Genomic DNA, 25,528 nt, shown 5'->3' with positions numbered 1-25,528 from the left:
AAAGAGGGCCTCATGGCCCTCTTCTCATTAACGCTTATTCTTTTTCATATGCGCCATCAGACGCTTACGTTTACGCTGCTGAGTCGGCGTCAGCAGGTTACGCTTGCCTTCATAAGGGTTCTCACCCTCTTTGAACTGAATACGGATTGGCGTTCCCATCACATTCAGGGATTTGCGGAAATAGTTCATCAGGTAGCGCTTGTAAGAATCTGGCAGATCTTTCACCTGATTCCCGTGGATGACCACGATGGGCGGGTTGTAACCACCGGCATGGGCATACTTAAGCTTAACGCGACGGCCGCGCACCAGGGGTGGCTGGTGATCGTCTGCCGCCATGTTCATGATGCGCGTCAGCAGCGAAGTGTTTACGCGCCGGGTCGAACAGTCATAGGCTTCAGTGATCGATTCAAACAGGTTACCTACGCCGCTGCCGTGCAGCGCAGAGATAAAGTGGATGCGGGCGAAATCGATAAAGCCCAGACGGAAGTCCAGCGTCTCTTTCACTTCGTCACGCACTTCCTGCGACAGGCCATCCCATTTGTTAACCACGATTACCAGCGAGCGGCCACTGTTGAGAATAAAGCCCAGCAGGGAGAGATCCTGATCCGAGATACCGGCATGGGCGTCGATGACCAGCATCACCACGTTGGCATCTTCGATCGCCTGCAGCGTCTTGATCACCGAGAATTTCTCTACGGTGTCAGAAATTTTGGCGCGCTTACGCACCCCGGCGGTGTCGATCAGTACGTAATCACGTCCGTCACGCTCCATTGGAATATAGATACTGTCGCGGGTGGTGCCGGGCATATCGTAGACCACCACGCGGTCTTCACCGAGGATACGGTTAGTAAGCGTTGACTTACCTACGTTAGGACGCCCCACGATGGCCAGCTTGATAGGTAAACCTGTCGGGTCGAAGTTTTCTTCTTCCTCGGCGGCTTCTTGCTCAGCGATCTCTTCGGCGTCCAGCGCCGCCCAGTAAGCCTGGTTCTCTTCTTCTTCGGTCAGTTCGACCGGCTCAACCGTCTCCATCCACGGCAGCAGCGCCGTTTCAATCAGGCTGGTGACACCACGACCGTGCGACGCCGCAATGGCGTGGATCTCGCCCAGGCCGAGTGAATAGAAGTCGATAACCGCCTGATCCGGATCGAGCCCGTCAGTTTTGTTCGCCACCAGGAAAGTGGCTTTCTGGCGGGAACGCAGATGTTTAGCGATTTGCTGATCGGCGGCCATCATGCCCGCACGTGCGTCGACCATAAACAGTACGACATCCGCTTCTTCAATCGCCAGCAGCGACTGCTCGGCCATCCGCGTTTCAACACCCTCTTCGGTGCCGTCGATACCACCGGTATCAATAACAATAAATTCGCGCCCTTCCACTTCGGCGCGACCATATTTGCGATCGCGAGTCAGTCCGGGAAAATCCGCTACCAGCGCATCACGAGTGCGGGTTAAGCGGTTAAATAGCGTAGATTTTCCCACATTGGGACGCCCAACCAGCGCGACCACAGGTACCATAACAAAATGCCTCAATAAAAAATGAATCGCCCGAATGGCGTGATTATAACGGCTCTGGCCGTTAAGTTCAGGCTTAAGGCGCAAAGAATACCATGCCTGACTAAAAACGAAACGGCCCCTGATTAAATCAGGAGCCGTCGGAACGGAGGATTTCACCTGCCGGACGTTTACCCGTTAACGGGTAATCGCATAAACCTCACCATCTTTCGACTGGATCAGCAGCTTATCGCTGGCGACCACGGGCTCGGTCTGGAAACCGGAACTGTCCAGCTTCTGCTGCGCGACAAAACGACCGTCGGTGGTGTTCAGCCAGTGCAGATACCCTTCGCTGTCGCCAACCACCAGATAGCCGTTGTAGAGCACCGGTGAAGTCAGGTTGCGATGCAGCAGATCGCTCTGACGCCAGATAGCGACGCCACCGTCCGCGTTCAGGGCAATCACACGGTCATCCTGATCGACCAGATAGATGCGGCCGGCATCAACAATCAGATCTTTCACACCGCCGATTTCGCGTTTCCACAGAATCTGGCCGGAGCGCAGATCCAGCGCCGTCAGGTCACCGTTGTACGCCAGCGCGTAAACCACGCCGTTGACGATAACCGGGGTCGTATCGACATCGTTCAGACGATCGATTTCGGTTGCGCCGCTGACCTGAGAAATACGCTGCTGCCAGATCAGTTGCCCCTGGTTCAGCACGACGGCACTGACGCGGCCGTTGTCACCACCGATAATGGCCCCGCCAAACGCAACAGCCGGAGCCGATTCACCGCGCAGTGATAGCGCAGGCATATCCAGGTTAACGCTCCACTTCACCGCCCCGCTGCTCTGGTCCAGCCCCTGCAACATGCCGTTGCTGGTGTGGATCAGCACCAGGCCATCGCTGACCACCGGACGTGACAGCGCTTCACCGGCGACTTTCGTCTGCCAGGCCAGGCTGCCATCGCTGCTGTTCAGGGCATAAACCTGACCGCGCTCGCTGCCGACATAGATCCGATCGCCATCCGCCGTCAGGCCGCCCGATAACAGGGCTGAGCGATTTTTCGAGAAGAAGCCGGTTTTCTCAGAGAGATCGACTTTCCATTTTTCTTTACCGTCTGCGGCATCCAGCGCTTTCACGATACCAAAGCGGTCGGCTGCGAAGACCGTACTGTCCTGCCAGGCAGGATGCAGATTGGAGTAGAAATCACCCACGCCATCGCCGACTGAGGTGCTCCACACTTTCTCTGGCGTAAACTGATTTTCCACCTTCGGCAGCGGGGCCATTTTCACTACATCTTCTTCGCCGCTAAACAGCGAACAACCGCTGAGCAAAGTGACTGAAATCAGTCCCGGCAGCAGGTATTTACGTAATTCCATGCGCTCTCTCTTGACTGGCTTAGCTTAAGTTATTCATCTTCATCTGCATCATTTGCTTCAATGCCGGAGAGGCGTCAGATTCCACCCCTTTACTCCAGGCATCGCGCGCGCCCTGCTTGTCGCCTTTGGCCAGCAGCGCTTCGCCGCGAATATCGGCCACAATGGCTGTCCAGCCATCACCCTTCACACCGTCAAGGGTTTTAAGCGCCGCATCCGCTTGATTCTGTTGCAGTTGAATGCGAGCCAGACGCAGGTTAATCACCGCCTGCAGATTGGCATCTTTGGTATCTTTCAGTCCGTTTTGCAGCAGTGCTGCGGCTTTATCAAGCTGACCGGCATCCACATACTGCTTCGCCAGATCCATCGCCGCCAGCGCACCATAAGTGTTGCTGTTTTCGCTGGCAAACCGGTTGACCGCTTCCAGCGTCTCAGGTTTGCCCGCCTGCATGGCGGTGGTCAGCTGCTGATATTGGGCCGATACCGTTTTCGCAGTATCGTCCTGATGACTGCTCCAGTAACGCCAGCCACCCAGCGCAGCAATGCCGATGACTACGCCAATGGCTAACGCCTTAACATTGCTGGTAAAAAAGTTGCGCAGCGCTTCGGTCTGCTCGTTCTCATTGCTATACACTTCCACGCAATCCTTCTCCTTTCTATGGTTGGTGCTGTGTTACGCCTGTAACAGCGTGCGCAATACAGCAGCAGCCTCTGCCTGATCCAGCGTTTGCTGCTCGCCACGGCGCAGATCTTTCACCACGACCTGACCGGCTTTGACTTCATCCTCGCCCAGCACCAGCGCGACGCGAGCGCCCCACTTGTCAGCGCGGGCAAACTGCTTCCTGAAGTTGCCGCCGCCAAAGTTAGTCATCAGCCTCAGCTCTGGCGCTTCATCGCGCAATTTCTCAGCCAGCTGCATCGCAGCGGACTGCACGCCCTGACCGGAAGCGATAACATAGACATCCACATTGCTCGTCGGTTCAAATTCCGGATTCACCGCCTGAACCAGCAGCACCAGACGCTCCATGCCCATCGCGAAGCCCACCGCAGGGGTGGCACGTCCACCAAGCTGCTCTACCAGACCGTCATAGCGACCGCCGCCGCACACGGTACCCTGTGAACCCAGGCTGTCGGTGACCCACTCAATCACGGTGCGATTGTAGTAATCCAGGCCGCGCACCAGACGCTGATTAACGGTGTAGCGGATGCCCGCGTCATCCAGCAGGGCACACAGGCCGCTGAAATGGTCGCGTGATTCGTCATCAAGATAGTCGCCGAGCTGCGGCGCATCATTCAGCAGCTGCTGAATATCGGGATTTTTACTGTCGAGAACGCGCATCGGGTTGCTGTACATGCGGCGTTTGCAATCCTCATCCAGCACCTCTTTGTGCTGTTCGAGGAAAGCGACCAGTGCATCGCGGTAGTGCGCACGCGCTTCCAGTGAGCCGATGGAGTTGAGTTCCAGGCGAACGTGGTCGGCAATGCCTAAGGCTTTCCACCAGCGGGCGTTGAGCATAATCAGCTCCGCATCGATGTCCGGTCCCTGCAGACCAAACACTTCGACGCCGATCTGGTAGAACTGGCGATAACGGCCCTTCTGCGGACGCTCATAGCGGAACATCGGCCCCATGTACCACAGGCGCTGCTCCTGATTGTAGAGTAAACCGTGCTCAATACCGGCTCGCACGCAGCCTGCGGTTCCTTCCGGACGCAGCGTCAGGCTTTCGCCATTACGGTCCTCGAAGGTGTACATCTCTTTTTCAACCACATCGGTGACTTCACCGATGGCGCGTTTAAACAGTGGGGTCTGCTCCACCAGCGGCAAGCGAATTTCGCTGTAGCCGTAGCTCGCCAGTGTCTGCTTGAGTACGCCTTCAATCCGTTGCCAGAGAGCGGTATCCGCAGGCAGGTAGTCGTTCATCCCGCGAATCGCCTGAATATTCTTCGCCACGTTAAAATCTCTTAATGCAAAAAAACCTGTCCGGCATCATACCTTATGAGGATGAAACCGCACAGGTTCAGTCAAAAAAGTCACGCACGCAGGCTGCGCACGCCATTATTTTTCCAGCTGCTGCACGTCAATCCGGCGGCTGGCATCCAGCATCGACGCTTTGGCACGAATGCGCGCTTCCAGCTGATCGATCATGTCATGGTTATCGAGACGATCGCGCTGACGCACGCCATCCTCGTAGAAACCACTCTTCTTGCTGCCACCGGTCACGCCCAGGGTCGAGAGCGTCGCTTCGCCCGGTCCGTTGACCACACAGCCGATAATAGAGACATCCATCGGCGTGATGAGATCTTCCAGACGCTGCTCCAGCGCGTTGACCGTACCGATCACGTCAAACTCCTGACGTGAACAGGTCGGGCAGGCGATGAAGTTAATGCCGCGCGAACGGATGCGCAGTGATTTCAGAATATCGAAGCCGACTTTGACCTCTTCAACCGGATCGGCCGCCAGCGAGATACGCAGCGTGTCGCCGATCCCTTCTGACAGCAGCAGACCCAGCCCAATCGCCGATTTGACTGCGCCAGCGCGCGCCCCGCCCGCTTCGGTGATCCCGAGATGCAGAGGCTGATCGATCTGTTTTGCCAGCAGGCGATAAGATTCCACCGCCAGGAAGACGTCAGAGGCTTTTACACTGACTTTAAACTGGTCGAAGTTGAGACGGTCGAGGTGATCGACGTGACGCATGGCCGATTCCAGCAACGCCTGCGGCGTCGGCTCGCCATACTTTTCCTGCAGATCTTTTTCCAGCGAACCGGCGTTAACGCCAATCCGGATCGGAATATTGTTGTCGCGCGCGCAGTCAACCACCATACGAATACGCTCATTGTTCCCGATATTACCGGGATTGATGCGCAGGCAGTCAACGCCATATTCGGCGACTTTCAGGGCGATGCGGTAGTCAAAATGGATGTCTGCAACCAGCGGCACGTTCACCTGCTGTTTGATCAGCCTGAACGCTTCTGCGGCATCCATGGTCGGCACCGAGACACGAACGATGTCGACACCGACGCGCTCAAGGGCTTTGATCTGATTTACCGTCGCTTCCACGTCAGTGGTGCGGGTGTTGGTCATCGACTGGACGGCAATAGGTGCGCCGTCACCGACCGGCACCTTGCCGACGTAAATGCGTCTGGATTTACGACGGATAATGGGTGCTTCGTTATGCATATTTCTTCTCCACAATTGCCCGGTACGCGATACGCTGTTATTGCGCACCCAACGTCAGGCGAGCAACCTGGTTATTACGGATAAAACGACTTAAATCAACGGGCTGATTCTGATATTGCACCTGAACCGCGGACGGCGCGCCAATTTTCAGACGATACGGAGGTGTGCCCGCGAGGCTCAGTTTACCACCACTACGCTGAATGCCGCTGAACAGTTTTTTGCCGGTGGCATCGCTCACTTCCAGCCAGCAGTCGGCGGTGAAGTTCATAACCACCGCATTCGGGTCGGCCGCCGGTTCACTGACTGCGGCAGCGCCAACCGGCATCTGTGGTGTCGTGCTGGTTGCAGGGTTAGTCGTGGCCGGTGCTGCCGATGTGGTGTCCTGTGGCGCCTGGCTCGGTGACACGACAGCATTGCTGCTGTCGGTCTGCGTTGTGGCTGGGGTAGTGGTGGTGCTGGCAGCCGGCGCAGAGGTGGCTGGCGTGCTGGTCGCGCTGTTGTCGCTGGCGGCCGTATTACTTTCGTCAGGCGCGGCTGGCGCCGCGCTGTCACCGCTGGTCTCACCCAGCGGAATCGACTGGCCGCTATCGCCGCTGCTGCCGTTCTGGTCGGTCATCGGCACCAGATCGTCCTGCGACGCTTTGTGATTCTGCCACCACCAGGCGCCGGTCAGGCCAATCACCACGAACACCACCAGCCAGGTAAAAATCATTAACCAGCCGTCGCGTTTCTTGCGGCGCTTGCCCAGGGAGAAACTTTGCATCGGCTCGATTTTTGCCGCCCGGACCGGCGTCTGTTTCGCCATCATCGGCAGCAGTTCCTCTTCAGGAATGTGCACCAGACGCGCATAAGAGCGGATGTAACCGCGCAGGAACGTCGAGGCTAAATCGGCAGGCGATTTGTCCTCTTCGATGTCACGCACGGTAGAGAGTTTCAGACACAGACGTTCAGCGACGTTCTGCTGTGACAGCCCCATCTGCTCACGGGCCAGACGCAGGCGATCACCTGTTGAATGTAATGCAGAGTTTTCTTGAGTGGCTTCAGTATTCATTAGCTAAATAACGCTGGTACTGTATCGATTGCGGAAAACGTCGCGCTAACTGGTCGCCATAACGTGAAACGTCTGCGGCATTTCCCTGTAGCGCGGCGAAACGTAAGTGTAACGCCAGACTGCGTGCCGTTTCGGGCAACTGTAGCTGGTAAACGTCGAGCAAAATCTGCACCCTCGCCAGATGGTTTTCAGCCATCTGCTTTTCAGCCTCCGCCAGCAGCGAATCAGCTTTTCGCCTGTCGGCTTCAATGGCCCGGCGTAGCGTCCTGCGGGCGGCAACAACATCCCCCGCCTGCAGGTAACAAAAACCTGCCAGTTCAAGCGCGTCGTTGCGTGCATCAGACGACGGAGCGGTTTCTGCCCGACTAAACTGTTGATGCGCTTCGTCATACTGCCCTAAAGCGCAGAGAAACGCACCGTAATTGTTAGCAACAAAACCATTATCCGGGGCCTGCTGCTGTGCCAGTATAAACCCTGCCTGGGCTGCTGTCTGATTGCCCTGCTGTTGCGCCAGTCGTGCCAGCGCAAGCGAGACCCGGTAATCCTCTGGCGCGGCGGCCTGCGCGCGCAGAAAGTTTCGCTCAGCGGCGGCATAATCACCCGCCGCCAGATAGTGCATCCCTAACTGCAGACGCACCTCTTCAGCACCGGGTGAGTGCGGCTGGCTGACACACCCGCTTACAACAAACAGCGCCAGTACACTGGCGGGTAATCCGTTACGCACGATCGTTTCCCTCTGCCTGACATTGACAGGCTGCAGCCTGCCACGCGTCTTCACATCAGGAAACGTTCTCTGTCACGCTTCTAGAGCGCCTTCACAGAGATGGCTTCACCCGCCATTTTTTTACGCAGCGTACGCTTGGTGCGGTCGATCACCTCACCCGCTAACTGACCACAGGCGGCATCAATATCGTCGCCACGGGTTTTACGCACAATGGTGGTAAAACCGTAGTCCATCAGCACCTTGGAGAAGCGATCGATGCGGCTGTTTGAGCTGCGGCCATAAGGTGCACCCGGGAAGGGGTTCCACGGAATCAGGTTGATTTTACACGGTGTTTCTTTCAGTAATGCGGCAAGCTCATGCGCATCGTCGGTGCTGTCATTGACATGATCCAGCAGGACGTACTCAATGGTCACGCGTCCCTGGTTGGCGTTAGATTTGCCAATGTAGCGTTTCACCGCTGCCAGGAAGGTTTCGATATTGTACTTTTTGTTGATCGGAACAATATCATCACGCAGCTTGTCGTTAGGCGCGTGCAGTGAAATGGCCAGCGCCACATCAATCATATCGCCCAGTTTGTCCAGTGCAGGCACCACGCCTGAAGTAGAGAGGGTCACACGACGCTTGGAGAGACCAAAGCCGAAGTCATCCAGCATGATCTCCATTGCCGGAACCACATTATTGAGGTTGAGCAGTGGCTCACCCATGCCCATCATCACCACGTTGGTGATAGGACGCTGGCCGGTGATTTTTGCTGCGCCGACGATTTTCGCCGCACGCCACACCTGACCAATAATTTCTGACACCCGCAGGTTACGGTTAAAGCCCTGCTGTGCGGTCGAACAGAATTTACACTCCAGCGCACACCCCACCTGCGAAGAAACACACAGCGTGGCGCGGTCGCCTTCCGGGATATAGACCGTTTCCACCAGCTGATCGCCCACGCGGATGGCCCATTTAATGGTGCCGTCAGTGGAGCGCATCTCTTCAGCCACTTCCGGTGCGCGGATCTCCGTCAGCTCCATCAGCCGGTTACGCAGCTTTTTGTTGATGTCGGTCATCTGCTCGAAATCGTCGCAGCAGTAGTGGTAAATCCACTTCATGACCTGATCGGCACGGAACGGCTTTTCGCCCAGCGACTGGAAAAACTCGCGCATCTGCTGACGGTTGAGATCCAGCAGGTTGATTTTCTGGCTTTTAGGGGAAACGACAATGGGGGATGCGGACGCGGACGTCACAATCTGTTCGGACATAATATTCTCTGGCCTCGTTGTTACACGTTATGGCGCTGTTCAGGGATAGGTGAAAAAAATTGCGCCTTCATTAAGCGAAGTCAATGAAGGCGCAATATTGTACAACATCTGCGGCCTGATAACAGGCGGGAGTGGCTCCCTCAGGCAGATTTTTGTAAAGCCGACCTGCTGTTTATCGCCAGGCGATTAACGGGTACGTGGGCAGATTTCGTTTTCGCCGAAGAAATAGGCGATTTCGCGGGCCGCGGATTCAGCAGAATCAGAACCGTGCGTGGCGTTTTCGGTGAAGCTGTCTGCGTAGTCAGCACGCAGGGTGCCAGCCAGTGCGTTTGCCGGGTTAGTCGCACCCATCAGGTCACGGTGACGCTGAACGGCATTTTCACCTTCCAGTACAGAAACGACAACCGGGCCAGAGGTCATGAATTCAACCAGACCATCAAAGAATGGCTTGCCCTGGTGCTCAGCGTAAAAACCTTCAGCCTGCTCTTTGCTCAGCTGCAGCATTTTTGCACCAACGATTTTGAAGCCAGCGCTTTCAAAACGGTTGTAGATAGCACCAATCACATTTTTAGCGACGGCGTTTGGCTTGATGATAGAAAAAGTACGTTCGATTGCCATGATGACCTCTGTCTTGACGTCCTGAAGAAACCGGCGGCGCAGCCCCCGGCCAATAAACGGCGCCGATTATAGGGGCTGAGTGCGGCATTGCCTATCAGAGATCCCTAATTTGTTGAAAATTCTTGATCTGAGTCGACGCAGAGGCGTCTTCGTTATGATTTTGCCTGAAAAAGCGCCGGTGATGCAGCCCTGACGGACGATTCCTGAGCAGCACGCCAGGCTTTTTCTCCTCCCCTGCCCCATTTTATTAACGCATCGCTTGAGATGGTCTCCACATTCCCCGACACTGCTATCACAGATTGCAGAGATGAGGTTGTTATGACGACGCCACTGTTTGTGTCCGCCGACTGGTTACAAGAGCACTATGATGATGAGCGGCTTCAGGTACTGGATGCGCGCATGTTGCCACCCGGCATGGAGGCCGTGCGTGATATTCAGGCTGAATATCTGGCGGGACACTTACCCGACGCCCCTTACTTCGATATCGAAGCGCTGTCCGACCACACCAGCCCCTATCCCCATATGCTGCCGCGCGCCGAACGCTTTGCCGTGGCGATGCGCGAGCTGGGCGTCAGCAGCGATAAACACCTGGTGGTCTATGACGAAGGCAATCTCTTCTCCGCGCCACGCGCCTGGTGGATGCTGAAGACCTTTGGTGTCGCGCAGGTGTCGATCCTGGCGGGCGGACTGCAGGGCTGGAAAGCAGCGGGCTTTGCGCTGGAAACCGGCGAGGTCAGCCTGCCGGAAGGCGAGTTTGAGGCTCAGGCGGATGAAAGCCGGGTGAAACGTCTGACGGACGTGCTGCTGATCAGCCATGAAGGTGGCGCACAGATCGTGGATGCACGTGCGGCCAATCGCTTCAACGCGGAAGTGGACGAGCCGCGTCCCGGATTACATCGCGGGCATATTCCCAACAGTCTGAACGTGCCGTGGAACAGCCTGGTAGAACAGGGAGAACTGAAGCCGGAGGCGGCGCTGCGCCAGCTGTTTGCTGACGCCGGCGTCGATATCAGCAAACCGGTAGTAGCCAGCTGCGGCTCTGGCGTCACGGCGGTGGTGGTGATCCTGGCGCTGACGGCGCTGGGGGCGCGGGATGTCACGCTGTATGACGGCTCCTGGGGTGAATGGGGCAGTCGCGACGACTTACCGATTGCGAAATAAAAAACAGGCGGCCCATGAGCCGCCTGTTTTTAACTGCGTCAGATAATCCGCTCGCTGCCCTTGAAGTCACGCAGGAAACTGCCCCAGCGACGTTCATAAAAGGGCGTGATGTGCGCAGTAAAGAAGTGGCTGATACCACGGTCCTGCAGGGTAACTTCGCAGATATCAATCGGCGCATCGTCCGGCAGCGTATCCGTTGCCACGCTGCCCGCAGCCTGAATAATCGCCTCAATGTTGCTGTCCGCTTCAATTCCAATCAGCAGATTAGGCGCTTCGTCGGCCTGCTCACGAATGCTGGCAACAAAGGCGCGCCGCACCTCCTTGTGCTTGCTGAACAGCTGCGTCAGTGAGTCGATCATCTGCGCAGGCGGCTCGGCCACCTCAGAGAGCAGCAGGGCCTGCCCGCCTTCCAGCACGGTCTGCTGACTCAGCGCACTGCCCTGCTCCGCCAGCAGATGCGTAATCTCTGCCGGGGTAAACTCTTTGCCGGAAGGGAGCTTTGGATTGAGAAACAGCGTTTCGCCGCGCGTAATCTCAAACAGCGTCCGCACCGGCAGACGCAGCCAGGCCTGTTCACCGGTGACGGCTTCGCTCATCGCCTGTTCCGACGTGAAAAAAGGAATGATGCTGCTGCCATCCTCTTTTTCCCAGTGCTGCAGATCAACCGGTGTACTGGCATCGAGCTGTGGCTGGGTGCTTTCACCCGGAACCCAGACATCGGACTCCAGCAGCAGTTGAAAAAATTCGGGCCGATGGGCTGGCTCAGTTGCGGCCAGCTTCAGCACCTCTTCAAGACGGTTCATAGTTGCTCTCTGCATAGCGGTGGCATCGGCCACCGCTGGGGTCAGCTTATTTCAGTAACAGGTTAGCGATAGTGCGCACGCCCAGGCCGGTTGCGCCTGCGGCCCACTGATCGACCGCGCCTTTGCGATAGGTCGCAGAGCAGTCGATGTGCAGCCAGCCCTGCTGATAGTGGCTGACGAAGTGGGACAGGAACGCTGCCGCACTGCTGGCCCCCGCCGCATGGGAAGGACTGGCGATATTGTTAAGGTCAGCGAAGTTAGACGGCAGGTGACTGCGATGGAATTCTGCCAGCGGCAGACGCCAGAAAGGTTCATTCTCGCTCACCGCGCTGCCCATCAGCGACTGCGCCATCACGTCATCAAAGGTAAACAGCGCATGGTAATCGTTACCCAGCGCCGTTTTGGCTGCGCCGGTCAGGGTGGCAGCGTCGATCAGCAGCGTCGGATTCTGTTCGCTGGCATCGATCAGGCCGTCGGCCAGAACCAGACGTCCTTCCGCATCGGTGTTCATCACTTCCACCGATTTACCGTTGCGATAGCGAATGATATCGCCCAGTTTAAAGGCGTTGCTGCTGACCATGTTGTCGGCACAGCAGAGGTAGAGTTTGACGCGCTTGTTGAGGCCACGGGAAATCGCCAGCGCCAGCGCGCCGGTGACGGTCGCCGCTCCGCCCATATCTGACTTCATCGAATCCATGAAGCTGCTCTGCTTCAGGCTGTAGCCGCCGGTATCAAAGGTGATGCCTTTACCGACCAGACAGGCGTAGACCGGCGCACTCTCATCGCCGGTCGGGTTGTAATCCAGCGCCAGGAAAACCGGCGGGCGATTCGAGCCACGTCCTACCGTGTGCAGGCCCATGTAGCCCTGCTCGCGCAGATCGTCACCTTTGGTGATGCGATAGCTGACGGCGCTGCCGCCCACTTCACTGATCAGATCGATCGCCATGTGTGCCAGCTGTTCCGGCCCCAGATCTTCTGCAGGCAGGTTGATGACGTTGCGGACCCAGTCGATCGCTTTCAGACGACGGTCAAACTCCGCCTGCTCATGTTCGCCCAGCGCCGGCCACTCCACCTGACGCTGCCCTTTCGGGCCACGGAAGCCCTGCCAGAATGCCCAGCACTGCTCAAGGTGCCAGCCTTCGCCGGTGAGCGCCACGTGGCGGATCCCCTGGCTGTCGATTTTGTGCGCCGCGCGCTGAATGGTGTTCAGCGCATCCGCGCCGGTCAGATGCAGCGTCATGCCGCTGTCGTTGCTGCTGAGAATCGCTTTTTCGCCCCAGCGCGCATCGGCGGGCTGGCTGCTAAGCGTGATGTTCATCGGTTGTGTGGTCATCGAAAAGCTCCATAATCGTTATCTGTTTCATCCAGCCTGATTGTTATAACGGCTTTAATAAGATGTTAAATGCAATCCGCAGACAGACCTGATAACAGATTCCGTCGGGTGATGCCAGCGAAGTGCAATGACAGGTGCCGTTTCCGGATTCTGACCGGGTGTCAGGATTTCATTAATGCCCGCAGACGCGTCACGGATTTCTGCACCAGCGCGATGGCGTAGTCGATCTCTTCATCGGTGGTGAAGCGTCCCAGCGAAAAGCGCAGCGAACTGTGCGCCAGCTCTTCACTCAGCCCCAGCGCCCGCAGGACATAGGAAGGCTCCAGGCTGGCGGAGGTACAGGCCGAGCCGGAAGAGAGCGCCAGATCTTTCAGCGCCATGATCAATGATTCACCCTCAACGTCAGCGAAACTGACGTTGAGAATATTCGGCGCGCTCTGCTGAGGATGGCCGTTAAGGGTCACGCCCGGCAGTGCGCTGATGCCCTGCCACAGACGCTCACGCAGCGCCTGCAGACGCGCCATCTCGGTTTCGCGCTCTTCAGCTGCGATGCGAAAGGCTTCCCCCATCCCGACAATCTGATGAACCGGCAGGGTGCCGGATCGCATACCGCGCTCGTGCCCGCCACCGTGGATCTGGGCGGCGATTTGCACGCGCGGTTTCCGCCGCACATAGAGCGCGCCGATGCCTTTCGGGCCATAGAGTTTGTGAGCAGAAAAGGACATCAGATCCACCGGCAGCACGCCGAGATCGACAGGCAGCTTGCCGACGCTCTGGGTCGCATCCACATGAAACAGAATCTCACGTTCGCGACAGAGTTCACCAAAGGCGGCAATATCCTGAACCACGCCGGTTTCATTATTGACGTGCATCAGGGTGACCAGAATGGTGTCGTCGCGCAGCGCCGCCCGCAGCTGGTCAGGGGAGATAATGCCGTCAGTGCCTGGCGTAAGCCAGGTGACCTCAAAGCCTTCACGTTCCAGCTGCTGACAGCTGTCGAGTACCGCTTTGTGTTCGGTCCGGCTGGTGATGATATGTTTGCCGCGCGCCTGATGGGCGTGGGCCGCACCTTTGATCGCGAGGTTGTCAGATTCGGTGGCGCCTGAGGTAAAGACGATTTCACGCGGATCGGCATTGACCAGTTCGGCGATCTGATTACGCGCAACATCGACCGCTTCTTCAGACTGCCAGCCAAAACGGTGCGATCGCGAGGCCGGGTTACCGAACGTGCCATCCAGCGTCAGAAACTGCATCATTTTGCTGGCCACACGCGGATCGGCCGGCGTGGTGGCGGCGTAATCCAGGTAAATCGGTAATTTCATTGCGCTACAGCTCCGTATAAAAAATCATACGTCTTTATAGCAGATTCGGCCCTGACCGCGTTAGCAGTAAGGGCCGCAACAGGGGGGATTACGAGGCGCGCTGATTGATGTTGATTTCCTGAGTACGCGGGCTCTGGAAGCGGCGATTATCAATCGCATTCTGCCGGTCGGCGACATCCAGGATCTCCTGATTGTTCACCAGCTCAGCCAGCGTGATGTTATTCAGGAAGTCACTGATGCGCACGCTCAGGTCGCGCCACAGTACGTGGGTCAGGCAACGTTCGCCGCCCTGGCAGCCCTCTTTCCCCTGGCACTTCGTCGCATCTACAGACTCATCCACGGCGGTGATCACTTCACCGACAGAGATGGTATTGGACGCTTTGCCCAGCAGATAACCGCCGCCCGGTCCCCGGACGCTGGAGACCAGGTCGTTTTTGCGCAGCCGCGAGAATAACTGCTCCAGATAGGAGAGCGAAATGCCCTGACGCTCTGAAATATCAGCCAGCGGGACCGGGCCTTCATGGGAGTGAAGGGCAACGTCCAGCATTGCGGTAACGGCATAACGTCCTTTGGATGTCAGTCTCATAGCATACGACCTCAATAGCGTCCGGTTATCGGAGGATTAGCAACAGATGCTCTGAAGTCTGACATTCCCGAGTAAATTGGTCAACTATTTAACCTGGTAAAACACTCAACTATTTAACCTGGTAATTCAGTCAACTATTAACCGCTTATTTTTTATCGCTTTTTGGCTTTTCAAAGGAGGAAAGCATGCCGCGCAGAATGTTGAGTTCATCGCGTTCCGGACGCGCGCGGGTATAAAGACGGCGCAGTTTGCTCATCACCTGACCAGGATTGGCTTCACGGATAAAGCCGCTGTTCAGCATCATCTGTTCCATATGCTGATAGAAGCGCTCCAGGTCGTCGACCAGCGGATAAGGCGATTCTTCATACTTCGGTGGCGGGCTGGCCTGCTCCTGCGACTGTAACCATGCCATGCGCACTTCATAGGCGATAATCTGCACCGCCATCGCCAGATTCAGCGAGCTATACTCCGGATTCGCCTGAATCGCGACGTGATAATGACACTTCTGCAACTCTTCGTTGGTCAGTCCGACGCGCTCACGCCCAAAGACCAGCGCGACCGGTGCCTGCTGGCCCTCTTCCACACTTTTCACGCCGCACTCACGCGCATCCAGCATTGGCCATGGCAGTGAACGGGAACGGGCGCTGGTGCCCACGACCAGGCTGCAGCCGGCGATCGCCTCATCCAGCGAGTCGACGATTTTCGCATCGCCGATAACGTCGCTGGCACCCGCCGCGAGTGAGATGGCCTGTGAGTCGGGCTTGACCAGCGGATTCACCAGATAGAGGTTGGTTAAGCCCATGGTTTTCATGGCGCGCGCAACGGAGCCCATGTTACCGGTGTGAGAGGTCTCAACCAGAACGATACGAATATTTTGCAGCATGATTAGGGATACTCAGAAACGGGTCAGTAAAATCAGTGGGGAGAATCCTAACATAAAGCAGGACATTTACCGAACACACTGCTATACTCCGCGCCGTTTTCCCCGTTCTTTAACATCCAGCGAGAGATACCGATGCATCCAATGCTCAACATTGCCGTGCGCGCAGCGCGCAAGGCCGGAAATTTAATTGCCAAATATTATGAAACCCCGGACGCCGTCGAAGCCAGCCAGAAAGGCAGCAACGACTTCGTAACCAATGTTGACCGTGAAGCAGAACGCCTGATTATCGAAATCATTCGTAAATCTTACCCGAAACACACCATCATCACCGAAGAAAGCGGTGAGCTGGCGGGCGAAGATCAGGACGTTCAATGGGTTATCGATCCGCTGGATGGCACCTCAAACTTCATCAAACGTCTGCCCCACTTCGCTGTCTCTATCGCTGTGCGCATCAAAGGCCGCACTGAAGTCGCGGTCGTTTACGATCCGATGCGCAATGAGCTCTTCACCTCTTCACGCGGTCAGGGCGCCCAGCTGAACGGCTATCGTCTGCGCGGCAGCATTGCCCGCGATCTGGATGGCACCGTGCTGGCAACCGGCTTCCCGTTCAAGATGAAGCAGCATGCACCGGCTTACATGAACATCCTGACTAAACTCTTTACGCAGTGCGCCGATTTCCGCCGCACCGGTTCAGCTGCGCTGGATCTGGCCTACGTGGCCGCCGGTCGCGTGGACGGTTACTTTGAAATCGGCCTGAAGCCGTGGGACTTTGCGGCGGGAGAACTGCTGGTTCGTGAAGCGGGCGGTCTGGTGACAGACTTCACTGGTAACCATGGCTATATGCACTCCGGTAATATCGTTGCCGGTAACCCGCGCGTAGTGAAAGCGATGCTCTCCTCCATGCGTGATGAGCTGAGCGAAGCGTTAAAACGCTAAGTCTCAGACAGAAAAAAGGCGGCTTCTCAGCCGCCTTTTTTATTGCCTGTTACAGGGGATTAGCGACGTTCGTGCGCCAGCACCTGACGAGGCTGAGTGCGACGACCCACCATGCCCATCACACCCGCCAGCACGGCTTCGATGATCAGCAGAATCAGGGCATACCAGCTCGCTTTCGCAGTAGCAGCGGCCGCTTTTTCGCCGGCTTCACGCGCTTTCTGCTCAGCCTGCTGTTTCAGTTCCTGATACTTCTGAACGGCCTGCTGATAGCTCTGCTCGGTTTTGGCAACGATCTGATCCACTTCCTCATCGCTTTTACCGGTACGCGCCTTGATAATATTTTTCAGCGCATCACGGTCAGCGGCCTGCAGCGTATCAGAGTGACGATCCATCACCCCTTTTAACCAGTTAGCCAGATCGGTATCGGCCGTCTGCGGATGGTTTGCGGTATTGTTCGCCTGATTCTCTGCATTCTGCGCTTCGTTATTCGCATCCTGTTTTAAATTCTCTGGCTGTAATTCCGGCTTACCGGTCTGACGCAGCGTGGTTTCCAGTTCGCTCTGCAGGTTATCCAGATTAATATTATTTTCCTGCAGCTTCTCTTTTGCCATTTGCGTTACCGAAGGTGCCGCTGCGGAAATACCATTACCCAGCGCCTGGAAGCCGGAGCCTACAATATTCATCGCGCCGCCTAATACACTGGAAGCCAGCGTAACCGCCAGGTAAATAGTGAAAATTGTGCTAAGGCCAAACATCAGTAAGCCGTGCATGGCGCCTTCGCGCTGCGCCAGGCGTCCTGCCACATAGCTACCTGCCGCAATGGCAACCAGCATCTCAATCGCCGTCCAGACCAGTGCGCCCGTACCAAGGCCATCCAGAGGATTCTGTTCTTTCATCGGATCAATGGTGGTGGCACCGATCGCCGTTCCCAGCAGCGTCAGAATGATATGAACGATAAGCGCGCAGATAACACCGGCAAATACGGCGCTCCAGGAAATACGCTTTAAGGGTAATCCTGCGGGCCCGGTCGCCAGCGTTTCGGTATAACCATTATTAATACGGGTATCAGCCATGAAATATACTCCTCGCAAAAAAGAAAGCTGCTTTGATCTTTTATCATCCCGACGGCGACGTGCCGATTTGGTATTAACAGCGTAGACAGGAAATAGTCACTTCTCCACTAAAGCGGCGTGAGAAAATAATAAAGATGTGAATTTAAAGCGGATTAGCGAAGAGAAGAACGCAGCGGCTATTTTATTCCCGCTGCGTTTTTAATTCAGAAAGGCCGGATGCCACCGCCCAGCGTCAGCTGGGCTGATTGCCACAGGGCGAGACCCGCGACGATTAAAATCAGACTGCCGGTCAGGGTCAGCAGCGGGATAAGCAGCCGCGCCCTGCCCGCCGTTTCGCGGGGCTGCGCCAGCCGTTGCGCCACCGAGCGCGCCTGCTGAACCAGCACGCCTATGGCCGAAATGGTAAGGGCCGTGCCGAGCGCCATCACCGCAGCCGAGAGCACGCCCCAGCCATAAACGCCGATCACTTTGGCAAACAGCAGCATCATGATCGCACCGGAACAGGGGCGTAATCCCATCGACACCACGACCAGCAGCTGAGTTTTCAGGCTGACACTTCCCTGCATCTGCTGCGGTGTCGGCAGGTGCGCATGTCCGCATCCACACTGCGCATCATGCTGATGATGGGGCTGGAAGGCGCGAAACAGTGGCGCAGGCCGGGGACGCAAAGCCCGCCACAGGGCACGCAGCGCCCGATAGCCCATCAGCACACCCAGACCGATCACCAGCAGATAGCTGCCCTTCTCCAGCCAGAAACTGCTGAGGTGCAGCTGCCGCGACGAGGTTTGCAGAATTATCAGCATCACCGTCACCAGCCCGATAGCTACCGAGCCCTGCAACAGTGAGGCGAGCAGCGTCAGCCTGATACTGGTTTTCACTCTGGCAGGATGGGTCGCCAGAAAGGTGGCGATCACCACTTTTCCGTGGCCCGGCCCCAGCGCATGCAGCACGCCATACAGCAGGCTGAAAATCACCAGCGACAGACCCGCCTGATGGGGTTGCTCAGCCACCTGCTGCAACAGTTGCGTCATCTGCCGGTGCAGATCCTTCTGCCACAAGACGCTCTGCAGCAGAATCTGTGACCAGTAGACCCAGACCAGCAGTCCGCCGCTCAGCAGCAGCGCCGCCATCAGCCAGAGTGGCCAGAGCCGCGATCCCCGCCCCGGTGTGGACATTACTGACATGTCAGCCCCACCGTCTGAGCAAACTGGCGGCCCAGATCCATCTCCTCTGCGGGGGCATCGGCTTTATCCAGCGACAGCGCATACTGCTTCAGCGAATCATTGGGTTTCGGTGTCGTCAGGGTAAAGCGGCAGCGCCCCTGCAGTGCAGGCGGCAGTGTTAAGGCGCCGGGATTGTCATAGAACATATCGACGAAGTAGGTGGGATCGAAGGTCAGGATCTCAAAGTGCTGTCCGGTCAGCGTCGGCGGCTCCGCCAGCGGCAGAATAAATTCGAGCACCGCCTTGTGGCCATTGCGTGACAGATTGTATTCCGTTGGCAGATTCAAAAACTTTACCCGCTGTTTGTTATGCCAGACTTCAGAAAAGTAGTGCTGGCCAAGAACGTTCGCCATCACGCCCGCCGCCAGCTTTTTCCACACTACGCTGCCCGGTCTGGCGTCGCCTGCATCATAAAGCAGATCGGCGGAGGTGATTTCATCCATGGTCCAGGTCATCTTTAAACCGGTAAAGGTATCACCCTGTGCCACCAGCGCGGTTTTCATGTCGATGAAACTGTGAGGGTGAGCCACGACAGCCGGACTTAGTGCCATCAGTAAGGTTAAAAGTGCGCGTTTCATAATGTTATAAAGTAACGTTCCCGATGAAAAGAATCTATAAGTAACAAAATTTTGTGACCCGCCTTAAACCTCCGGCAAATAAACCGCGTAAAGCGCACAGGCGCTGACGCGGTTGACTATTCTTAGCTCAAAATAGCCTGCTGGAAATCTGATTGATGAGTTCTGCTACCCCTTTGGCACCACTCTTCACCCGTTCACAGCGTCAGTGCCACCTTTTATTGCTGCTGTTTCTGCCATCATCCGCGCTCACACTTGAGAAAGTCTGCCAGCTTAATGGCGTCGATCCTGCCGTTGCCCGACAGGATATCGCGGATGTCGGTCATGAGATACAGCGATATCACCAGCTGGAATTGCACCAGATGGTGGACGGCAGTTTTCGTCTTCATGGCACAGAGCTGAATCGGCGACTCTGTCTGCTGCACAACCTGCGGCGCAGTCTGCGTCTGTCGCAGGAGTTTGTCTGCGCGCATTTTGCCGCCCCGCTGCGCCAGCGCCTGAAGGTGATGAAGATTGAGAAAGCGCTGTGGGATGAGACCAATCTGCAGGCACTGATCCAGCACTGCGGCCTGCGCCTGAAGCGGGATTTCAGCGAGCGTGACCGCCTTTTTCTGCAGATTTTTATGAAATATGGCTTATGCGAGCGCCAGCCGGTGCTGTTCAGTGAGGCACAGCGTCACTGGCTGCTGCATAAGGCAGAGCGGCAGGCCGCCGAGGATGTGATCCACCACTGGCGCAAACGCTGCCACCTGGCCCCGCCGATCAGCGAAGCGGATTTCTGGACGCTGCTCTTCAGCCAGATCCATACGCCGCTGACCCATGCCATTCATCATCCTGCCGAGCAGCAGTTAATGACGGCGACGCAGCAGTTGATCAATGACTTCGAACAGTGCGCCGGTGTTACCTTTGCTGACCGCGACGGATTGCTGAACCAGCTCTACCCGCATCTGGCCCAGGCGCTGGAGCGCACCCACTTCCATATCGGTATCGACAACAGCGTCGCGCTGGATGTCAGCCGCCTCTATCCCCGTCTGCTGCGCACCACCCAGCAGGCCTTACAGCCGTTTGAACAGCACTACAGTGTCGCTTTTACGCCGGAAGAGGTGAGTTTAATGACCATTATCTTCGGTGCCTGGCTGATGCAGGAGAGTGCGTTGCAGGAGAAGCAGGTGCTGATTCTGACGGGGGATGATACGCAGCTGGAGCAGGATGTGGAGCAGCAGATCCGCGAGATCACGCTGCTGCCGATCAATATTACCTATCAGGATATCAGACAGTTTCAGCAGGAGGGCGCACCGCGTGATGTCGATATCATCATCTCGCCCTACCCTACTTCGCTGCCTCTCTTCTCGCCGCCGCTGGTGCACGCCGAACTGCCGCTGACGTTACACCATCAGCAGCGTATTCGTTACTTACTGGAGTCGTAGCCGGGACGAAGGAACAGGGCGGGCAGCGCCACCAGCGCCATGACCCAGAAAAGGTGGCCCTGCAGATGGGTAAACAGCACGCCACAGATCATGGTCATTACCGCTATCCCGCCGCCCATTGCCAGGGCGGAGTAGAGCGACTGCAGCCGGATCACTTCGGCTCCCTGCCGCGCCGCAATAAAGCGCATCGCCGCCAGATGACAGACGGTGAAGCTGCCACAGTGGAGGATCTGCGCCACAATCAGCAGCGGCAGTGCGGTGGTGGCTCCCATCAGGCTCCAGCGGATTAGCGCGCAGATACCTGAAAGCAGCAGCAGATCCCGGGCGCTCCAGCGACGGAACAGGCGATTGCTCAGGGCAAAGACCACGACTTCCGCCACCACGCCCAGCGACCAGAGATAGCCCACCGTCGAGGCGGAGTAGCCGCTCTCCTGCCACCAGATAGCACTGAAGCCGTAATAGGCGGCGTGCGCCCCCTGCAGCAGCGTCACGCAGAGCATGAACCGCCAGACGGCGTTCTCACGCAGCAGCGCCCGCCACGCCTGCCAGCCCCCACCTGCGGCGCCCTGACGCTCATCGCCCTGTGGCTGCGTGACGGGGGTCAGCATCATGCCGGCCAGCATACTGACCGCGCCCAGCGACAGCAGCAGCAGAATCGCCTGGGAGGTCCAGGCGCTGACCAGCACACCGGTTAACGCCGAGCTGAGCACAAAGGCCAGCGATCCCCACAGTCGCACCGGTCCATAAGCCAGACCAATCTGCCGTGTCCAGGTGGCGGCCAGCGCATCGCTGAGCGGCACCAGCGGGGAGAAAAAGAGATTGAAGCCAATCATCACCGCCATCAGCCACATCCACTGCTCACCCACCCAGAATCCGATGATGAACAGGCAGGTCATCAGGGCCAGCAGGCGCAGCGCCGTAATCAGCCGGGCAGGATTTCTGACCTGAGACGCGATAAGCAGGCTGCCGACAAAGCGCGCCACCATGCCACAGCCCAGCAGCAGGCCGATTTTTTCTGCATCCAGACCGGTGCCTTTCAGCCACACGCCCCAGAATGGCAGGTAGATGCCGTAACAGAAGAAGTAAGTGAAGTAGCCCAGTCCGAGCCATCTGGCGGAGCCGATTGCCATATTCCCTCCAGCAGGTTTGCTGCCTTGCAGCACAGGTGGGCGCTACTCTGGCAGAGCGCCACCGGACAGGCAATAAAAAAGGATGGCAGATGCCATCCTTTTTGTGGTGTCTTACAACAGGTTAGCGATTAAGCGTAGACCGGCAGACGACCGCAGATTTCCAGCACTTTCTGCTTAGTGCGCTCAATGGTCGCTTCGTCGTTGACGTTGTCCAGCACGTCCGCGATCCAGCCTGCCAGTTCACGCACATCTGCTTCTTTAAAGCCACGACGCGTGACGGCCGGGGTACCGATACGGATACCCGAGGTGACAAACGGGCTCTTCGGATCGTTTGGCACGCTGTTTTTGTTCACGGTGATGTTGGCACGGCCCAGTGCGGCATCCGCTTCTTTACCGGTCATGTTTTTGCTCACCAGATCGATCAGGAACAGATGGTTATGGGTTCCGCCAGAGACGATGTCGTAACCGCGCTCAATCAGCACCTCTACCATCGCTTTGGCGTTTTTTGCCACCTGCTGCTGGTAGGTTTTGAACTCCGGCTCCATCGCCTCTTTGAAGGCTACCGCTTTACCAGCGATAACGTGCATCAGAGGACCACCCTGACCGCCCGGGAAGACCGCAGAGTTCAGCTTTTTGTAGAAATCTTCGTCGCCGTTCTTCGCCAGAATGATGCCGCCACGCGGACCCGCCAGGGTTTTATGGGTGGTGGAGGTGACGATGTGCGCATGCGGAACCGGGCTCGGATAGACCTCAGCCGCGACCAGACCGGCAACGTGCGCCATGTCGACGAACAGCCAGGCACCGACGCTGTCGGCGATTTCACGCATTTTTGCCCAGTCGCACACGCCGGAGTAGGCAGAGAAGCCGCCCACGATCATTTTTGGCTTGTGGGTCTGCGCCAGTTCAGCCAGCTCGTCATAGTCGATTTTACCGGTTTCATCGATGCCGTAAGCAACCACGTTATAGAGTTTGCCGGAGAGGTTAACCGGTGAGCCGTGAGTCAGGTGTCCACCGTGCGCCAGGTTCATCCCAAGGATGGTGTCGCCCGGCTGCAGCAGCGCGGTGTAGACGGCGAAGTTTGCCTGTGAACCGGAGTGAGGCTGCACGTTAGCGTAGTCGGCACCAAACAGCGCTTTTGCGCGATCGATCGCCAGCTGCTCAACGATATCAACGTATTCACAACCGCCGTAGTAGCGTTTACCCGGATAGCCTTCAGCGTATTTGTTGGTGAGCTGAGAACCCTGCGCCTGCATAACACGCGGGCTGGTGTAGTTTTCAGAAGCAATCAGTTCAATGTGCTCTTCCTGACGCACTTTCTCCTGCTCCATCGCCTGCCACAACTCGGCATCATAATCGGCAATGTTCATATCACGCTTTAACATCCGGATCTCCTGACTCAGCTAACTTTCTGACGGTATTTGCCCCCTCTGGGAGCGAAGGCCAACAGTGTAAACCGTTTTAACAGGTGAAGGTAGGGTGAACCGCCTCTTTTTACGCAAACGATTGGCTGGCGGGTGGCACTGCTTTTTTACACCTTTTCTCCCCTCTCCGGCCCGCCGATTCCGCGTCTGATAACAGGCGCTTTTTTCCGGATGCACGGAAAAGTTGCCACCGGCAGCCGGTGAAAACTGACCGGCGGGTTTACAGCAGAAGCGAGACGGTATTAAGATGCATTTAAAATGCAACTTTATAGATGAGGTCACTGATATGATTGATGCACAGACAATCGCCGCTGTTAAATCGACCCTCCCTGCCGTCGCCGCCTGCGGTCCGAAGCTGACCGCGCACTTTTACGAACGCATGCTGACCCGCCACCCTGAGCTGAAAAACGTTTTCAACATGAACAATCAGCGCAACGGTGCTCAGCGCGAAGCCCTGTTTAACGCTATCTGCGCCTATGGCGCGAATCTGGAGAATCTGGCCGTGCTGCTGCCCGCCGTAGAGAAGATTGCGCAGAAGCACACCAGCCTGAATATTCAGCCTGCGCAGTACGCTATCGTCGGGGAGAATCTGCTGGCAACGCTGCGCGAGCTGCTGAATCCGGGTGAAGAGGCGCTGGCCGCGTGGGGACAGGCCTATGGCGTGCTGGCGGATCTGTTCATCCAGCGTGAGGAGAAGATTTATCAGGCGACAGAGAACCAGCGCGGTGGCTGGCGCGGCACCCGTGCGTTTCGCATCAGCGCGATTGAACAGCAGAGCGAGGTGATCAAAAGCTTTACCCTGACGCCGGTTGGCGGGGGACCGGTAGCCGCCTTTAAACCGGGTCAGTATCTGACCGTTCATCTGCAGCCCGCCTGTTTCGACCATCGTCAGATCCGTCAGTATTCGCTTACTCACCTCAGCAACGGCAGAGATTACCGTATCGCGGTGAAACGTGAAGCCGCGGGCAGCGTCTCCGGCTGGCTGCATCAGCATGCCTGCGAAGGTGATGTGCTGCAGCTGACCGCGCCGCACGGGGATTTCTTCCTTGAAGTCACCCCTGCTACGCCGGTGGCGCTGATCTCCGCGGGCGTGGGTCAGACGCCGATGCTGGCGATGCTGCATGCGCTGGCCGCCGGTTATCATCGCGCGCCGGTCAGCTGGCTGCACGCGGCAGAGAACGGCAGACAGCATGCGTTTCGCAATGAAGTGGCCGCGACAGGCGCACAGCTGGCCGCTTTCACCCACCGGGTCTGGTATCGCGAGCCTGCAGCTGAGGATGCCGGGCATTATGATGCTCAGGGCGTGATGGATCTCACCGCCCTCTCTGCACGGCTGGCCTCACCCGCTACCCACTTCTATCTCTGCGGTCCGCTGGCTTTTATGGAGCACGTGGTGGCGCAGCTGCGGGATGCCGGCGTGGCAGACACTCGCATTCATTACGAGCTCTTTGGCCCGCATAAAGGCATGTAATAAGCGTAAAAAAGCCCGCAGCGCGGGCTTAATCTGTTGAACGATGCAGGGTAATGCTGGCAGCAACGGATACACGCAAGGCGCAGCAGGGCATCAGATTGCCTCTTCATCCTCTTCGCCGGTACGGATTCGCACCACGCGCGCAACGTCAAAGACAAAGATTTTACCGTCACCGATTTTGCCGGTCTGCGCCGTGCGCATAATGGTCTCGACGCAGGTATCAACGATATCGTCGCCCACCACCATCTCGATCTTCACTTTCGGCAAAAAGTCGACCATATACTCTGCGCCGCGATACAGCTCGGTGTGCCCTTTCTGGCGACCAAAGCCTTTAACCTCACTCACGGTCATCCCGGTGATGCCCACTTCCGCTAAGGCTTCACGAACATCATCGAGCTTGAATGGTTTGATAATCGCATCAATCTTTTTCATGTCAGACCCTTTTTCACTCCCTCCATGGTCAGAGGGTTTATCAAGTATAAATGTTGCTGG

The 25,528-nt window shown here is 57.0% G+C and carries 24 protein-coding genes; 4 read left to right on the top strand and 20 right to left on the bottom strand.

The annotated features are described in order from the left end of the window. Window positions 1-27: 27 nt before the first annotated feature. The 9 genes from der to ndk form a co-directional block, all read right to left on the bottom strand. Window positions 28-1,518 carry a ribosome biogenesis GTPase Der gene (gene der / locus F3I47_RS07425; protein ID WP_009088735.1) on the bottom strand — a complete coding sequence of 497 codons (1,491 nt, stop codon included), beginning with the start codon at window positions 1,516-1,518 and terminating at the stop codon, window positions 28-30. A gap of 174 nt (window positions 1,519-1,692) precedes the next feature. Further along, entirely contained in the window at window positions 1,693-2,874 is a 1,182-nt protein-coding gene (bamB, locus tag F3I47_RS07420; RefSeq protein ID WP_150028948.1) for an outer membrane protein assembly factor BamB, read from the bottom strand. Between the two features lie 19 nt (window positions 2,875-2,893). Next, window positions 2,894-3,511, bottom strand: coding sequence for a YfgM family protein (locus F3I47_RS07415; RefSeq protein WP_150028949.1), 618 nt, complete (start codon window positions 3,509-3,511; stop codon window positions 2,894-2,896). Between the two features lie 33 nt (window positions 3,512-3,544). Beyond that, on the bottom strand, window positions 3,545-4,822 hold the full coding sequence (gene hisS, locus F3I47_RS07410) for a histidine--tRNA ligase (protein WP_046102368.1): 1,278 nt from the start codon (window positions 4,820-4,822) through the stop codon (window positions 3,545-3,547). Window positions 4,823-4,927: 105 nt separating this feature from the next. After that, window positions 4,928-6,049, bottom strand: coding sequence for a flavodoxin-dependent (E)-4-hydroxy-3-methylbut-2-enyl-diphosphate synthase (ispG, locus tag F3I47_RS07405; RefSeq protein ID WP_009088728.1), 1,122 nt, complete (start codon window positions 6,047-6,049; stop codon window positions 4,928-4,930). Between the two features lie 37 nt (window positions 6,050-6,086). Continuing rightward, on the bottom strand, window positions 6,087-7,100 hold the full coding sequence (rodZ, locus tag F3I47_RS07400) for a cytoskeleton protein RodZ (protein WP_009088726.1): 1,014 nt from the start codon (window positions 7,098-7,100) through the stop codon (window positions 6,087-6,089). Further along, the gene (gene pilW / locus F3I47_RS07395; RefSeq protein ID WP_150028950.1) at window positions 7,090-7,824 is read right to left on the bottom strand and encodes a type IV pilus biogenesis/stability protein PilW; all 735 of its coding nucleotides are present in this window, start codon (window positions 7,822-7,824) and stop codon (window positions 7,090-7,092) included. The genes rodZ and pilW overlap by 11 nt, the downstream gene beginning before the upstream one ends. Window positions 7,825-7,904: 80 nt before the next feature. After that, the gene (locus F3I47_RS07390) at window positions 7,905-9,074 is read right to left on the bottom strand and encodes a bifunctional tRNA (adenosine(37)-C2)-methyltransferase TrmG/ribosomal RNA large subunit methyltransferase RlmN (protein ID WP_009088720.1); all 1,170 of its coding nucleotides are present in this window, start codon (window positions 9,072-9,074) and stop codon (window positions 7,905-7,907) included. 186 nt (window positions 9,075-9,260) lie between these two features. After that, window positions 9,261-9,692: a nucleoside-diphosphate kinase gene (gene ndk / locus F3I47_RS07385; RefSeq protein ID WP_003848684.1), complete on the bottom strand. Its 432-nt coding sequence runs from the start codon at window positions 9,690-9,692 to the stop codon at window positions 9,261-9,263. 318 nt (window positions 9,693-10,010) lie between these two features. On the opposite strand from ndk, the gene sseA reads away from it, so the two are divergent. Further along, a complete protein-coding gene (gene sseA, locus F3I47_RS07380) occupies window positions 10,011-10,853 on the top strand; it encodes a 3-mercaptopyruvate sulfurtransferase (protein ID WP_009088719.1) in 843 nt (280 codons plus the stop codon). Window positions 10,854-10,891: 38 nt separating this feature from the next. Here sseA and sseB read toward each other — a convergent pair whose 3' ends face one another. The 5 genes from sseB to trmJ all read right to left on the bottom strand — a co-directional run bounded on the left by sseB (window position 10,892) and on the right by trmJ (window position 15,780). Continuing rightward, complete coding sequence (gene sseB / locus F3I47_RS07375) at window positions 10,892-11,656, bottom strand: enhanced serine sensitivity protein SseB (RefSeq protein WP_150028987.1); 765 nt, start codon at window positions 11,654-11,656, stop codon at window positions 10,892-10,894. Window positions 11,657-11,702: 46 nt separating this feature from the next. Continuing rightward, the gene (gene pepB, locus F3I47_RS07370; RefSeq protein WP_009088714.1) at window positions 11,703-12,989 is read right to left on the bottom strand and encodes an aminopeptidase PepB; all 1,287 of its coding nucleotides are present in this window, start codon (window positions 12,987-12,989) and stop codon (window positions 11,703-11,705) included. 161 nt (window positions 12,990-13,150) lie between these two features. Further along, window positions 13,151-14,311, bottom strand: a complete 1,161-nt coding sequence (locus tag F3I47_RS07365; protein ID WP_150028951.1) for an IscS subfamily cysteine desulfurase — start codon at window positions 14,309-14,311, stop codon at window positions 13,151-13,153. 88 nt (window positions 14,312-14,399) lie between these two features. After that, window positions 14,400-14,897, bottom strand: coding sequence for a Fe-S cluster assembly transcriptional regulator IscR (gene iscR, locus F3I47_RS07360; protein ID WP_009088710.1), 498 nt, complete (start codon window positions 14,895-14,897; stop codon window positions 14,400-14,402). Window positions 14,898-15,042: 145 nt separating this feature from the next. Then, window positions 15,043-15,780: a tRNA (cytosine(32)/uridine(32)-2'-O)-methyltransferase TrmJ gene (gene trmJ, locus F3I47_RS07355; protein ID WP_046102371.1), complete on the bottom strand. Its 738-nt coding sequence runs from the start codon at window positions 15,778-15,780 to the stop codon at window positions 15,043-15,045. Window positions 15,781-15,912: 132 nt separating this feature from the next. On the opposite strand from trmJ, the gene suhB reads away from it, so the two are divergent. After that, window positions 15,913-16,716 carry an inositol-1-monophosphatase gene (gene suhB / locus F3I47_RS07350; protein ID WP_009088706.1) on the top strand — a complete coding sequence of 268 codons (804 nt, stop codon included), beginning with the start codon at window positions 15,913-15,915 and terminating at the stop codon, window positions 16,714-16,716. A 59-nt stretch (window positions 16,717-16,775) separates the two neighbouring features. On the opposite strand, the gene F3I47_RS07345 is transcribed toward suhB, so the two are convergent. From F3I47_RS07345 to F3I47_RS07335, 3 genes are all read right to left on the bottom strand, one after another. Further along, the gene (locus tag F3I47_RS07345; RefSeq protein ID WP_046102373.1) at window positions 16,776-17,789 is read right to left on the bottom strand and encodes a TIGR04086 family membrane protein; all 1,014 of its coding nucleotides are present in this window, start codon (window positions 17,787-17,789) and stop codon (window positions 16,776-16,778) included. 203 nt (window positions 17,790-17,992) lie between these two features. Further along, complete coding sequence (locus F3I47_RS07340) at window positions 17,993-18,973, bottom strand: nickel/cobalt transporter (RefSeq protein ID WP_150028952.1); 981 nt, start codon at window positions 18,971-18,973, stop codon at window positions 17,993-17,995. Further along, on the bottom strand, window positions 18,964-19,590 hold the full coding sequence (locus F3I47_RS07335; RefSeq protein ID WP_009088701.1) for a DUF1007 family protein: 627 nt from the start codon (window positions 19,588-19,590) through the stop codon (window positions 18,964-18,966). Before F3I47_RS07335 ends, F3I47_RS07340 begins: the two co-directional genes overlap by 10 nt. Window positions 19,591-19,745: 155 nt before the next feature. On the opposite strand from F3I47_RS07335, the gene csiE reads away from it, so the two are divergent. Then, window positions 19,746-21,014: a stationary phase inducible protein CsiE gene (gene csiE, locus F3I47_RS07330; protein ID WP_009088698.1), complete on the top strand. Its 1,269-nt coding sequence runs from the start codon at window positions 19,746-19,748 to the stop codon at window positions 21,012-21,014. Here csiE and F3I47_RS07325 read toward each other — a convergent pair. Further along, on the bottom strand, window positions 20,996-22,144 hold the full coding sequence (locus F3I47_RS07325) for a 3-phenylpropionate MFS transporter (RefSeq protein WP_058957396.1): 1,149 nt from the start codon (window positions 22,142-22,144) through the stop codon (window positions 20,996-20,998). The two genes, csiE and F3I47_RS07325, sit on opposite strands and share 19 nt — an antisense overlap. A gap of 128 nt (window positions 22,145-22,272) precedes the next feature. After that, on the bottom strand, window positions 22,273-23,526 hold the full coding sequence (gene glyA / locus F3I47_RS07320) for a serine hydroxymethyltransferase (RefSeq protein WP_009088694.1): 1,254 nt from the start codon (window positions 23,524-23,526) through the stop codon (window positions 22,273-22,275). 325 nt (window positions 23,527-23,851) lie between these two features. Here glyA and hmpA point away from each other — a divergent pair, with 325 nt between their 5' ends. Next, complete coding sequence (gene hmpA / locus F3I47_RS07315) at window positions 23,852-25,036, top strand: NO-inducible flavohemoprotein (RefSeq protein ID WP_150028953.1); 1,185 nt, start codon at window positions 23,852-23,854, stop codon at window positions 25,034-25,036. 93 nt (window positions 25,037-25,129) lie between these two features. Here the strand turns inward: hmpA and glnB are convergent, their stop codons facing one another. After that, on the bottom strand, window positions 25,130-25,468 hold the full coding sequence (glnB, locus tag F3I47_RS07310; protein WP_003848647.1) for a nitrogen regulatory protein P-II: 339 nt from the start codon (window positions 25,466-25,468) through the stop codon (window positions 25,130-25,132). Between the last annotated feature and the right edge of the window lie 60 nt (window positions 25,469-25,528).

Origin of the sequence: Pantoea sp. M_10 (assembly GCF_008631515.1) — a bacterium.
In the GTDB taxonomy this organism is placed as follows: domain Bacteria; phylum Pseudomonadota; class Gammaproteobacteria; order Enterobacterales; family Enterobacteriaceae; genus Pantoea; species Pantoea anthophila.
This window is presented reverse-complemented; position numbering and strand designations above follow the sequence as displayed.

Coding starts and splice junctions, on each gene's coding strand:
- ndk (WP_003848684.1), bottom strand. CDS start 9,692: ATGGCAATCGAACGTACTTTTTCTATCATCAAGCCAAACGCCGTCGCT.
- bamB (WP_150028948.1), bottom strand. CDS start 2,874: ATGGAATTACGTAAATACCTGCTGCCGGGACTGATTTCAGTCACTTTG.
- iscR (WP_009088710.1), bottom strand. CDS start 14,897: ATGAGACTGACATCCAAAGGACGTTATGCCGTTACCGCAATGCTGGAC.
- rodZ (WP_009088726.1), bottom strand. CDS start 7,100: ATGAATACTGAAGCCACTCAAGAAAACTCTGCATTACATTCAACAGGT.
- glnB (WP_003848647.1), bottom strand. CDS start 25,468: ATGAAAAAGATTGATGCGATTATCAAACCATTCAAGCTCGATGATGTT.
- F3I47_RS07340 (WP_150028952.1), bottom strand. CDS start 18,973: ATGTCAGTAATGTCCACACCGGGGCGGGGATCGCGGCTCTGGCCACTC.
- hmpA (WP_150028953.1), top strand. CDS start 23,852: ATGATTGATGCACAGACAATCGCCGCTGTTAAATCGACCCTCCCTGCC.
- F3I47_RS07365 (WP_150028951.1), bottom strand. CDS start 14,311: ATGAAATTACCGATTTACCTGGATTACGCCGCCACCACGCCGGCCGAT.
- glyA (WP_009088694.1), bottom strand. CDS start 23,526: ATGTTAAAGCGTGATATGAACATTGCCGATTATGATGCCGAGTTGTGG.
- ispG (WP_009088728.1), bottom strand. CDS start 6,049: ATGCATAACGAAGCACCCATTATCCGTCGTAAATCCAGACGCATTTAC.
- sseA (WP_009088719.1), top strand. CDS start 10,011: ATGACGACGCCACTGTTTGTGTCCGCCGACTGGTTACAAGAGCACTAT.
- F3I47_RS07390 (WP_009088720.1), bottom strand. CDS start 9,074: ATGTCCGAACAGATTGTGACGTCCGCGTCCGCATCCCCCATTGTCGTT.
- sseB (WP_150028987.1), bottom strand. CDS start 11,656: ATGAACCGTCTTGAAGAGGTGCTGAAGCTGGCCGCAACTGAGCCAGCC.
- F3I47_RS07335 (WP_009088701.1), bottom strand. CDS start 19,590: ATGAAACGCGCACTTTTAACCTTACTGATGGCACTAAGTCCGGCTGTC.
- F3I47_RS07325 (WP_058957396.1), bottom strand. CDS start 22,144: ATGGCAATCGGCTCCGCCAGATGGCTCGGACTGGGCTACTTCACTTAC.
- csiE (WP_009088698.1), top strand. CDS start 19,746: ATGAGTTCTGCTACCCCTTTGGCACCACTCTTCACCCGTTCACAGCGT.
- suhB (WP_009088706.1), top strand. CDS start 15,913: ATGCATCCAATGCTCAACATTGCCGTGCGCGCAGCGCGCAAGGCCGGA.
- F3I47_RS07345 (WP_046102373.1), bottom strand. CDS start 17,789: ATGGCTGATACCCGTATTAATAATGGTTATACCGAAACGCTGGCGACC.
- der (WP_009088735.1), bottom strand. CDS start 1,518: ATGGTACCTGTGGTCGCGCTGGTTGGGCGTCCCAATGTGGGAAAATCT.
- pepB (WP_009088714.1), bottom strand. CDS start 12,989: ATGACCACACAACCGATGAACATCACGCTTAGCAGCCAGCCCGCCGAT.
- trmJ (WP_046102371.1), bottom strand. CDS start 15,780: ATGCTGCAAAATATTCGTATCGTTCTGGTTGAGACCTCTCACACCGGT.